Origin of the sequence: Veillonella sp. 3627 (genome assembly GCF_003992195.1) — a bacterium.
Taxonomy (GTDB): Bacteria; Bacillota; Negativicutes; order Veillonellales; family Veillonellaceae; genus F0422.
This window is the reverse complement of the sequence record NZ_RQVG01000006.1, coordinates 23,257-35,623: the sequence shown is the minus strand read 5'-3', so window position 1 is coordinate 35,623 and position 12,367 is coordinate 23,257. Positions and strand designations below refer to the sequence as shown.

10 protein-coding genes are annotated in these 12,367 nt (G+C 38.6%); 4 read left to right on the top strand and 6 right to left on the bottom strand.

The features are described from left to right. Window positions 1-38: 38 nt before the first annotated feature. From EO114_RS04200 to EO114_RS04190, 3 genes are read right to left on the bottom strand one after another with little or no spacing between them, the layout of a single operon-like run. Window positions 39-749, bottom strand: coding sequence for a lactate utilization protein C (locus tag EO114_RS04200; protein ID WP_009353186.1), 711 nt, complete (start codon window positions 747-749; stop codon window positions 39-41). Between the two features lies 1 nt (window position 750). Continuing rightward, on the bottom strand, window positions 751-2,196 hold the full coding sequence (locus EO114_RS04195; RefSeq protein WP_127061720.1) for a LutB/LldF family L-lactate oxidation iron-sulfur protein: 1,446 nt from the start codon (window positions 2,194-2,196) through the stop codon (window positions 751-753). An 11-nt stretch (window positions 2,197-2,207) separates the two neighbouring features. Further along, window positions 2,208-2,945, bottom strand: coding sequence for a (Fe-S)-binding protein (locus EO114_RS04190; RefSeq protein WP_009353202.1), 738 nt, complete (start codon window positions 2,943-2,945; stop codon window positions 2,208-2,210). 524 nt (window positions 2,946-3,469) lie between these two features. Between EO114_RS04190 and EO114_RS04185 the strand changes: the two genes are divergently transcribed. Further along, window positions 3,470-4,627, top strand: a complete 1,158-nt coding sequence (locus tag EO114_RS04185) for an S-layer homology domain-containing protein (RefSeq protein ID WP_127061718.1) — start codon at window positions 3,470-3,472, stop codon at window positions 4,625-4,627. Window positions 4,628-4,713: 86 nt separating this feature from the next. Here EO114_RS04185 and dapF read toward each other — a convergent pair whose 3' ends face one another. Continuing rightward, window positions 4,714-5,553 (bottom strand): diaminopimelate epimerase, encoded by an 840-nt coding sequence (gene dapF / locus EO114_RS04180; RefSeq protein WP_127061716.1) that lies wholly within the window; start codon window positions 5,551-5,553, stop codon window positions 4,714-4,716. A gap of 218 nt (window positions 5,554-5,771) precedes the next feature. Between dapF and EO114_RS04175 the strand changes: the two genes are divergently transcribed. Next, window positions 5,772-6,527 carry a DeoR/GlpR family DNA-binding transcription regulator gene (locus EO114_RS04175; protein ID WP_009353154.1) on the top strand — a complete coding sequence of 252 codons (756 nt, stop codon included), beginning with the start codon at window positions 5,772-5,774 and terminating at the stop codon, window positions 6,525-6,527. Window positions 6,528-6,705: 178 nt separating this feature from the next. After that, window positions 6,706-7,152 carry a large-conductance mechanosensitive channel protein MscL gene (mscL, locus tag EO114_RS04170; protein WP_009353215.1) on the top strand — a complete coding sequence of 149 codons (447 nt, stop codon included), beginning with the start codon at window positions 6,706-6,708 and terminating at the stop codon, window positions 7,150-7,152. 353 nt (window positions 7,153-7,505) lie between these two features. On the opposite strand, the gene EO114_RS04165 is transcribed toward mscL, so the two are convergent. Together EO114_RS04165 and potE are read right to left on the bottom strand one after the other, a co-directional pair. Then, on the bottom strand, window positions 7,506-8,969 hold the full coding sequence (locus tag EO114_RS04165) for a YadA-like family protein (protein ID WP_127061714.1): 1,464 nt from the start codon (window positions 8,967-8,969) through the stop codon (window positions 7,506-7,508). Window positions 8,970-9,170: 201 nt separating this feature from the next. Then, window positions 9,171-10,505: a putrescine-ornithine antiporter gene (gene potE / locus EO114_RS04160; protein ID WP_009353207.1), complete on the bottom strand. Its 1,335-nt coding sequence runs from the start codon at window positions 10,503-10,505 to the stop codon at window positions 9,171-9,173. Window positions 10,506-10,775: 270 nt separating this feature from the next. On the opposite strand from potE, the gene EO114_RS04155 reads away from it, so the two are divergent. Then, complete coding sequence (locus tag EO114_RS04155; protein WP_127061712.1) at window positions 10,776-12,200, top strand: sodium:alanine symporter family protein; 1,425 nt, start codon at window positions 10,776-10,778, stop codon at window positions 12,198-12,200. Window positions 12,201-12,367 lie beyond the last annotated feature (167 nt).

Below are 12,367 nucleotides of genomic sequence, written 5' to 3'. Positions count from 1 at the left end.
AACTACCCTATATCCTAATTGTTTATGAACTATATCTCTTATTTAACTAAGATGAATGTTACATTGATTGGACCATGTACACCAACGACACGAACTAACTCGATATCTGCAGTATTGGATGGACCAGAAATATGAACCACATTTGTAGGGAACTTAGCTGGATCATTACGATAGATTTTCGCTAATTCTGCCATCGTTTGTGTCATACGTGGATGAATTGTATCTTCACGCAATACAGAAATATGCGTTAAAGGCAATAAGCCCAAGGAACGACCAGATTCTTCTGTACTTGGTTGGATTACTGTTGCTGTTTCTGCAATCCCCAAGATTGGGAATGTAATACCAATATTAGAATCCTTCGCCACATTGATGTTCGCTTCACGACCTTTCGTAGCATCCCATTGATAGAATGTAGCTTGGTCTTCCCCTAATTGTTGGAATGCAGCTTCTAAACCATATGTTTCTACTTCTGCAGATTTAGGGTACACAACACTACCGCCACCACGAGCCACAATTTCGTCCACTAATGCCTGACCTACTTGAGAAGCATCCACTTCGATAAGTTTAGTACCTAAGCGTTCTGCTTCTGTTTTAAACATCTGTACTACTTGCTCATGGCTAAGGTCAGAATACATCGTCTCTTGAGGTCCTTTTGAAAAATCAAAAGGAGTTACAGACGTAGGAATTGAGTCACGGCCTAACGCACGAGATAGGCGACCTAAAAAGGCTTGTTTTTTTGCTTGATCCATTTTATTTCTCCTTTCCCTTTTGTGCTACGTGTTTTGCATATTCATCACGGAATTTACTCATTTTGAGCAAGCCCATATCTTTTGCTTTCACCCAGCCACCAACTACTGGTAATACTTTTGTCCAATCTGCCATATGGCCATTGTTACTCATTAATTTCATGCCGATAGCACCCATTTTGGTACCCATATCGAACAAGAAAGAGTTCGCAAATACACCTGCCACTGTATGGAAGATGCTGCGTTCAATAGCTGGACGCATTTGTAATTTATCAGCAATCACTTGACGATGTTTCAATAACAATTCATGCAATGGAATCTTAACTGGGCAATGCTCCCAACATTCGCCGCACAATGTGGACGCGTAAGGAAGATCGCCAGCTTCTTCATAACCAACCAATAGTGGAGTTAATACAGCACCCATTGGACCTGGATAGATAGAGCCATAACCATGACCTGTAATATGACGATATACAGGGCAAATGTTCATACATGCACCACAACGGATACAACGTAACATTTCTTCAAAATCGCCGCCTAAAATACCAGAACGACGGTTATCAATGATGATGATGTGTAATTCTTCTGGACCGTCTGCTTCCCCTTCACGAGCAGGACCTGTGATCATGGAGAAGTAGTTGGAAATTTTAGCGCCTACAGAGGAACGAATCAACATTTCCATCATCACATCCAAAGATGCGAAGTCAGGCACCAAACGTTCCATACCCATCAATGCAATTTGCGTTTTAGGCATGGAGCTTGCCATACGACCATTACCTTCGTTAGATACGATAGTAATAGTACCAGTTTCAGCTACACCGAAGTTACAACCAGTGAAACCTACGTCTGCACGCAAGAAACGATCGCGAATATAGCGACGTACGAAACGAGTCATTTCTTCTGGATTTTCAGTACCTTCATAACCTAATTTTTTCGCAAATGTATCACGAATACGGTTACGTTCAAAGTGCAATGCAGGTACTACGATATGAGATGGAGGATCGAAGTCTGCTGTTTGCAAAATAAATTCTGCCAAGTCAGTTTCGTTTACTTCGATGCCTGCTTCAATTAATTCATGGTTTAATCCGATTTCTTCAGAAACCATAGTTTTAGATTTAACAACCATTTTTGCTTCTTTTGCACGAAGTACTTCCATACAAATTGCTGTTGCTTCTTTATCATCAGCTGCAAAGTGCACATGAGCACCAGCTTTTTCAGCATTTTCCGCAAATTGGTTTAAATAGTAATCCAAATTAGCCAATACATGGTCACGCAAATCAGCAGATTCATTACGGAACTCTTCCCATTCAGCTACTTGATCTACTACAGCTTTACGTTTTTCATAGAACACATCCTGTGCTGTTTGAATGGCTTTTACTTTGAAGTCATTAGCAAGCACATCATTAACGCGTGTCTTAAACGGGCGTTTATCGTACATAATATTACTCATGGTGACTCCTCCTATCGACTATTCAATAATTCCGCAATATGCATTACGCGGATATGGCGATCAATTTCGCCTTCTTTGTAAAGTCGATCTAACATACCTTCAATATTCATCAAGCAAGCCATGTCGGAACCTGCTACAATGTTAGCACCAGAATCAGCAATATTTAATGCTTTTTCTCGTGTCATAACAGCGGAAATTTCAGGATTTTTTACTGTGAAAGTACCACCAAATCCACAGCAACGTTCTGCACGATGCAATGGTAAGTATTCTAAACCTTGAATGCCTGCTAACAGTTTCATAGGTTGTTCTTTGATTCCCATCAAACGTGTTACGTGGCAAGATTTATGGTATGTCACTTTATCATTAAAGCGAGCACCCACATCAGTTACTCCCAACACGTCAACGATAAATTGTGTGAACTCATAAATTTTTGAGCTCAATCTTTCAGCTCGTGCTAACCATTCTGGTTCATCTTTTAGAATATGATGATATTCATCGCGAATTGCGAACGCACAAGAGCCAGACATGCTCACTACATAGTCAGCATTCTCAAATTGTTCAATTGTATTTTTGATAGCTCCTTTTGCAGCTTCGTTGTAACCAGAATTAACAAACATCTGACCACAGCAAACTTGCTTTTTAGGAACTGTTAATTCGCAGCCAAGGTTTTCAAGAACCTTTACACCTGCCATGCCTACATGAGGGTAGAACATATCAATCAAACATTGTTGAAATAAATGAATTTTCATTTTTTCACATCCTCAACTTTAAAGTAAACTACTATCACTTGATTGGCGAAATGCAACAATCGTTTTCCATCTATGTACTATTAGAACGGTAGATTCTAAATAGTTTTCCGATAATTTTATTATATAGTAAATTTTCTGTAATTACAAAAGACTTGCAATATTAGCAAGAAGCCATTTTTATACCATTTTGCTAGTCATTATCAACCAACTCATTTGTAGCAAAAATCACACGTTTTCCCTAGTCTCATCAAGCCTTATAGCATCAAGGATTGTATAATTTTTATGTATTTTAATACATATCAAATCTTCTATTAAAACACACATGTCTTTTCAGTCTCTAATTCCTACTTAAAATTAGTGCTATAACCAAAACTCATGAAAGAGATAACCATCGCTCTATAATTCAATTTTTTCTATAGTAAATTCATTGATAAATATCACTCTTTTCGCATGGAGTGAATCTTTCAAATATGGTATGATACATATAGTAAAACATTTTTAGTTTCCTAATTCGGAGGCACACCATGAAACGCATTTATTCTGCACTATTGCTAACTGCATTGCCTGTAGTATTATTACAAGCACAAACTAGCAACTCACTATCTACAAGCACTATGGTAACCACACCTAACACATTTACATATTCTCAACCAAATACGATTTCTACCTTTGATCGAGTACAAAAATATCGATTTACTGATGTACCTAGTAACTTTTGGGCTTATGAATCAATTACTAAAATGACAAAAGAAGGTATAATGAGTGGATATCGCAATGGCACATTCAAACCCAATGACCCTCTATCTCGTGAGGAAGCTGCCTCTTTATTTAGCAATATGATTGGAGATACTCCATCTATTATGTTAGCTAGTTCATTTTCAGACATCACTTCCGACCGTTGGTCTTCTCTAGCTATTGAAAGTGTAGCAAGAGCTAATATTATCAGCGGTTATGGTGACAATACGTATCGTCCAGAACAATATATGTCTCGCCAAGAGTTTGCCGTGGTTGCTGATAAGTTTTTACACTACCAAGGATATCGTACTGAAGACCCAACAGCTCTCGATACCATTCACTTTAGTGATCAGAAATTTATCGCTCCTTGGGCTCAATCATCAGTACGTGAACTAGCTTTATTGGGATTCATCAATTACAGCACAAAAGGCTTATTCAATCCAGAAAAATATATCACTCGTGGTGAAGCTGCAGAAATTACGTATCGTTTACTTTTCTCTAAAGAAGCTACTGCCATTCAGCACACAATTCAGCAACAACAAATGGAAGAAACAGCACGCGCTCTGATCAAGAAAACATTTGGCGAGAATTACGACTTCCACCATCGTGGCGCTATGTTCTGGCGTGATGGTAAATTAGTCATTTCCTTTACATCTTCTAGCGATGTGAAAGCTATCACTGCAGAAACCGCCTATATTAAAGACAAACACTTCTTAGATAATCACATCATTACTACTGGTACTTATAGCTTAGGTGACTTTGATAATTTACAAACCGATGCCGCTTACTTGTATCGTCAATTGGAGCCCCATGGTACCATCCTAGCTGTCACACCAACACCGAATGTAGACGGCTTAATTCTAACCGTAGATAAATTAGATACTACGACACAGACAGCATTTGTGAAAAAGTTTGGCAAGAAAGTTCAGCTAAAAACTAATTCATAATAACTCATACAAAAAGAGGAAAGTTGACTCCACTTGATCAACTTTCCTCTTTTGTGTTGGAAGTACATTGTATTGCTAGTCCCCATCTAGCAAGTGACATCCTCCAATTCCAAGCTAAACACTTCTGTAGCAGGTCCTGTCATATATACTGTGCCATCTTCGTCATAATCTACATGTAAAACACCTAGGTATAACTCCACATCTACAGATCGACCAGTTAACCCTTTTTCATGAGCCATAACAGCACTAGAGCAAGAACCTGTACCGCAAGCCAATGTAGCCCCTGCACCGCGCTCCCAAGTACGGACTTTTACAGTTTTCTCGTCCACCACTTGTACAAAGTTCACATTTGTTCCTTTTGGGAAGAGTGGATGTTTTTCTATCTTTGGTCCTAATACTGTCAATGGAACTGCTGTTACATCCTCTACAAATACTTCTGTATGTGGCACCCCTAACAGTACAGAACTCACCACATAGGATGTGCCGTCTACATCAATAGTATAGTCTATAACTTTGTCTGATTCAATGTCCATAGGAATGCCCTTCGCAGAAAATGTAGGTTTACCCATGTTGACTTTCACCAATTTAGCCACACCGTTTTCAGCAATAATCGTTGGCGTCATAATACCAGCCAACGTTTCTACAGTAAACACTTCTGTATCAATGATCTTGCGGTCGTAGGCATACTTCGCAAAACAGCGAATGCCATTGCCACACATTTCAGCTTCACTGCCATCAGAATTGATAATGCGCATACGCACATCTGCCACCTTAGAAGGTATTACAATAACAAGCCCATCTGCTCCGATACCCGTATGACGATTACATAGACGTTGTGCCATGTCCGTCACATCAAATGGTACGTTACCATCATCAAAAAAAACGATAAAATCATTTCCTAAACCGTGCATTTTTGTTATTTTCATATATATATCTCCTCATCTGTATTATACAATTCCTGTCCGCACAGAGCGGATTATTAATTTATCGCAAAATATAGCCTTTGCTTTTATACATTTTGATGAAATCCATCATTGGCTACTATAATTTATTTGCCATTTATATTACCATGAATATAGGAAAAATAATAGGTACGTTTTCCTAAGCAGTATTAGGTTAATCATAAATTGGAGGTGATTTTACTATGCTTCCTGAAGAACGTTATTCTGCGATTCTACGACGCTTGAAACAAAACCGGGTGGTCACTGTACACGAATTGGTGACAGCCTTATCTTCTTCAGCGCCTACAATACGCAGAGATTTAGCCTATCTCCACAGTAAAGGTTTATTGCAAAAGGTCCACGGTGGCGCTGCCAGCCTCACCATTGACCATACCACAACGGATATAGATATAATCCCGAAATCCGTTATGTATCGCGATGCAAAAGAATCTATTGCCTTAGCTGCCTCTGAATTAATCAGTTCCTCTGGTTTTATCTTCATTGATGCTGGTAGTACCACTGAAATGGTGTTACATTATGTACCGCACACCAATGCTACCTTTGTGACTAATGGCATTCATCATGCTACCCATTTAGCATCGCGGCATATGAAAGTCATCTTATTAGGTGGCACTGTAAATCCTATTTCATCATCTATTGTCGGTAGTGTAGCTCTTAATCAATTAGATTCCTATAACTTTACACAAGGCTTCTTTGGTGCTCATGGTATAAGTTATAAATCTGGCTTTACCACAGAAGATCCTCTCGATGCTGCTGTGAAAGAAAAAGCATTACATAAATGTCACAATGCCTTTGTCTTAGCAGATCCATCTAAATTTGATCGCATTTCATCTGTTACTTTTGCCACCATTGATAAGGCGTCTATTATTACTACTAAATTACCCAATGAATTATATCGGAACTATGCAAACATTCAAGAAGTTGATCATCATCGTTAATACAAAAGCTGTCATCCCTAGACCTAAACGTCTAACGGTATGACAGCTTTTTTACAATCTATACAAGGTCGTGTATCCAACTATTTCATGTACATGATTACATCTAGCTTTTTCGATATATTTCTATTATAATGTATGGTATACTTTTTATTGTATGAATTTTGAAATGGAGATTAGTATGAGCTTTTTGAAAGATTTTAAAGACTTTGCCATGCGCGGCAATGTAGTAGACTTAGCAGTCGGCGTTATCATTGGCGCCGCTTTCGGTAAAATTGTTACTTCTTTAGTAAACGATGTGGTTATGCCTCCTATCGGATTATTATTAGGCGGAGTGGACTTTTCTAATCTATTCATCCCTTTAACTACTGGTACTGCTCCAGCGACTTTAGCAGAAGCTAAAGCGGCTGGTATCCCTGTCTTGGCTTATGGTATGTTCTTAAATACAGTCTTTGAATTCCTTATCATTGCTTTTTGTATTTTCGCTATCATCAGCCAAATTAAACGATTTACACCTGCAGAAGCACCGGTGGAAATCCGTAAATGTGACTATTGCCGTGAAGCTATTGCTGACGATGCAACACGCTGTCCACATTGTACAGCTGAATTAACTATCAAAGAATGTTAAATTCAATACATACTAGCTTTTAGATTTTTGAATTTTAGAGTTACATAATGCTAATAGGAAAGGACTGACACAAGTGTCAGTCCTTTACCTATAATTAGTATTATGTGAAATGCATAATGCATGATCACAACAAACCTAGCATATACTTTTATTATGTATATTGCTTTTCAAATATAGCATAACTAGATATTTAAAATCAAGTTTTAAAATATTCATTTCGCAAAGGCACAAAAGCCTTGAATATAGGGTTTTCTATGATTCATCAGAAAACAAAATACAACATTAATTTTCACAAAAAAAGAAAGTCGATAAATTTATATCAACTTTCTTTTTTACTATTTAAATGTATTTAATTATTTTGCAGCCATAGCATTCATAAGCATAGCAATTTTTTGATCTTGAGCTTCTAATTGAGCTTTTAATGTATCAATTTCTTTTGCCATTGCTACTTTAGTCATAGGAATATGTCCACGTTGACCAACTTTTAAGCTTACCCCTACATTAAATAATTTTTCACCATTTCCTACAGTACCGCCAAGGCTAACCATAGTATCTTCATTTGGACGATAGAATGCACCTAAAGCTAATGCATTACCGCTATGGTAGTTACCATAACCAGCTGCGATACTCCATGTATCATTACCATCAAACTCTAATGGATGTAATGCCGCTAACGCTGCAGAACCAGCTACTGCTTTATCCATACGAGAATTCAAACGATTTTCCATGGAACCCATGTTTTGGTTAATGTTATCTACTTTGTTATTGACATTTGTAATGCTAGTATTGATATCTTCTAAATTTTTATTAATAGTAGATTCAATGTTTCCTACCTCTGTTTTCACAGCTTTTAAAGCATCATTAATATTTGTTTTACCTGTACCACCAAGATCTTTAACAGTAACAGCTCCATCTTTATCTACTTCAGTTTCGCCACCTAATACTGTTTTCAAGGAATCGGCTGTATTTTTTACAGATTCAATAGCTTCATGAAGAGTAGCTTTTCCTGTTCCACCAATATCAGTAGCAGTAATTTTACCAGTTTCATCTACTGTTGCATCACCACCAATGATGTCTTTTACAGAACCAGCCATATTTGCCACTGCTGCTGCTACAGAATGTAATTGGCTACCATTAACAGCATCTGTAGATGTAGCTGTCACTTGACCTGCTGCTACGTTTTGAATTTGACGTTCTTTACCTTCATCACCAACAGAAACTACATAACTTACTTTATTGCCAGCATCATTAGTAACAGTACCTGCAAAATCAGTTAATTTTAATGTTGTTCCATTGGATTCAACAGAAGCTTCCGTTGTGTTAACACCTTCTTTTGTTTTAGCAAAAGTACCTAAAGCTACAGAGTTTTTCAAACTTGCTTCTGCGTGAGAACCATTGCTACCACCGCCGATAGCTACGCTATTCGCCGCAGCTACAGAGCGAGAACCTAATGCTGTACCATACCAGTCTGCAGAAGAGCTATCACCAATAGCTACGCCTCGGTTTTTTAACGCTTTTGCTTCACGACCAATAGCGATGGCAGATTGACCAGAACCATCTCCCTCTTTGTCCCCTGCATAGGCATTTTCACCGATAGCAATTGTATTATTAGTTGTACTTTGGGCATTTACACCAAGAGCAATTGCCTGAATTCCTTTTGCATTGGCACCAACACCATACGCAATGCCTTTATCATCACCTGTACCTGGCGTATTCACTGCAGCATCAGCTACATTCATTCCAATAGCACTCATAACCATAACAGCGCTCAACACTGCCGCTTTTAATGTTTGTTGTTTTTCTGTTGTTTTTAACATGTTCTTTTCCTTTACTTTTTCACGATAAAATAATCAATAAAATTGTTTATAATTCCTAAATTAAAAATTACAGTATTAAATGTTTTAGATTTAATACTGTAACAATTAATCATATGTGCAATTGTAAATAATCTTCATGAAGAAAAAATGAAGAAAATCAAAGTTCATGAAATCTTCATTTTTAAACTATGTATGTTGCTATTAATAAGCAGAGCTTTTACCAATAGCTTTCACTAGACGAGGCCGCCAATGGAATGCTGCCTGGTATGCTACATAGCCAAATAAAATGACGGAAGCCCCACCTTGTACAGGAATTGCTCCACATGCATAAATAGCATAACTATCATAGGCAATAGCTACGGCGCTCATCACATAGATTAGACGACGTAATCCGACGCTAGCCCCTTCAACAGATAGCATCTTGTTCACCGCCACGCAACAAAGAATATATGGAAATACATTTGTCACAACTGCTAGGTTAACAAGTTGTGCAAATTGTTCATTTAAACTTTCATCAGTGGTCATCAAAGCCAAAATAGCTTGTAATGCCAACAAAATAAAAATACCCCGTACAGGAGAATCTACGCGATTAACCCGGGCAAACACTTTAGGAAAGAAACCTGCTTCTGCACAGCTTTTAAACACACGGCTCAAAGTAAATTGCCACCCCATAATGGCCCCAAAGCAGGATACTGCCATAAGCGCCATCACGATTTTACCTGCTGTACCATCAAACATATAGGCAAAAACAAGGCCAAATGGAGCAGTGGAGTTCACTAACTCAATATTAGGAATGATCCCTGCCATAATATTTGTCGATACAATATACACCACAGCTACGGCTAAAGTGCCAAAAAATGTCGCAATCGGTACATTTTTCTTAGGATTTTCCACAGCATCTGCGTTTGCTGCTGCCGATTCAAAACCTAAAAACCCCCACAATGTAAGGGAAATAGACTGACTGACCGCATCAAATACGGGTAGTTCTTGCGGATTCCAAACAGACACAAACATCTCTGGATCGAACCAAAACCAACCAAACACGCCAATAAATAAGACCGGCAACATGGTGCCCCAAATCGTAATATTGCTAATCCGTCCTGTGCTCTTGTTACCACGCACATTGACTAGAGCTGCCACCATGAGCAATCCTATTGTTGCTAAACTTACTTCTAATGGTGAAAGCGGCACATCAAACAATACAGCTCCATACCCTACGATAGATATAGCTATGGCTACATTGGCAATGACCAGAGATACTGCATAAGAATAATTGGCCATAAAATGTCCTGTCCTACCAAAGGCATATTCTACATAGCCTCCTAGACCACCAGACTTTTTCGTAAATAAGCCACATTGGGCAAAAATATAGGCTAAGGTTAAGGAGCCTAGTACAGTGATTATCCAAGATAGGATAGAAATGGTGCCTACCTGTGCTAATTGAGACGGTAGCATAATAATTCCAGCACCCAACATATTGGCTGCCACAATGGATGTCAGTTGGAATACAGACATTTTTTTAGCGGTGGTTTTCATGTATCAATCCCCTTTCCAAACATCACTTGAGTTCATTTCAAGTATCCGTGTCATCAAAACCGCTAGCCTAACTAGTCCGTACGGAATGGGTTCGGATGTAGTTAAGCGACTTCATTCTTTTATCGATTCATTGTAACACCTTTTCCTCCGTATGAATAGATATTTTTTTACAATTTTTCTCCTATTCCTATAACTTTCTATCATTTCCCTATCTTCCTATGATATACTATAGAAAATATGCTATGTCCATATAAAAGAAAGGATGTCCTTATGCAAGAACAAATCATTCAACTCTTGGGCGATGTAAACGGATTCCTCTGGAATAACATCATCATCGCTCTCCTCATCATTGCCGGTGTTTGGTTTACAGCAACCACACGATTCGTGCAATTACGACAACTACCAGAAATGTTCCGTATTTTAAAATCTGGTGCAGGAGAAAAAAGTAAAGGTGACCATCACATTTCTCCATTCCAAGCATTCTGTATTAGCGTGGCCTCTCACGTGGGTGTTGGTAACATCGCTGGTATCGCTATCGCTATTGCCTTAGGTGGTCCAGGGGCTGTATTCTGGATGTGGTTTATCGCGCTACTTGGCGCTGCTACTAGTTTCATCGAAAACACATTGGGACAAATCTACAAAGAGCGCTTACCTGATGGCTCCTTCCGTGGCGGTCCATCCTATTACATTCGTCATGGTTTGAACAGTCCGTTCTTATCTATTTTATTTGCCATCTTAATCAGCGTTACATACGGCTTAATCTACAACTCTGTACAAGCAAATACCATTGCTATCGCTGTGCAACCATGGAATATCGACGCCTCTACAACAGGTCTTATCGTAGCAGCTTTATCTGCTCTTGTTATTTTCGGTGGTGCAAAACGTATCGCTCAAACAGCTGAATTTTTAGTGCCTTTTATGGCTGGTTTATATTTCTTAATCGCCTTATACATCGTCATCTCTAATATTTCTGTATTACCAGATGTGATTTCCGCTATCTTTACACAGGCTTTTACTATTGATTCTGCGACAGGCGGCTTCATCGGTGCTGCTGTGATGCAAGGTATCAAACGCGGCTTGTTCTCCAACGAGGCCGGCGAAGGTTCTGTACCAAATGCATCTGCTTCTGCTGATGTAAACCACCCTGTAAAACAAGGTTTAATCATGTCCCTTGGGGTATTCGTAGATACCATGTTTGTATGTACTGCCTCTGCATTCATCGTTCTTGTATCTGGCGAATATGTGCACACAGATCTAACAGGTATTGCCCTTGTTCAACACAGTATTGGACACCAATTAGGCTCTTGGGCTCCTGCAGTCATCGCATTATTTGTATTCATGTTTGCCTACAGTTCCATTATCGGCAACTATTTCTACGGCGAAGTGAATATTGCGCACATGACAAAAAATAACAAATTCGCTATTAACCTATTCCGTGCTCTTGTTATCATCATGGTCTATGTTGGTTGTATTGCTGAATTAAATCTTGTTTGGAACTTAGCTGACTTGTTTATGGCATTCTTAGTGCTTTGCAATATTACCTCTATCTTGCGTTTAGGCAAATTAGTAACCATTGCACTCAAAGATTACATGAATCAAAAATCTAAAGGTATTGAAGATCCAATCTTCGACCGCGCTATTTTACCAACTCAAAAAGGTATTACTTGGTGGCACAAAGGTCATGAAAACGAATAAACTCCTACGAAAAGGGTCCTTCGGGGCCCTTTTTCTGTTTCGACGATATATTATATGATTCTGTAATATTTCTTGAAAGGGACAGAAAAGGCTCCCGCTACAACGCATTATATTGAATATAAAAAATAGAGGAAGGTTGATACCATGGTATCAACCTTCCTCTGTTG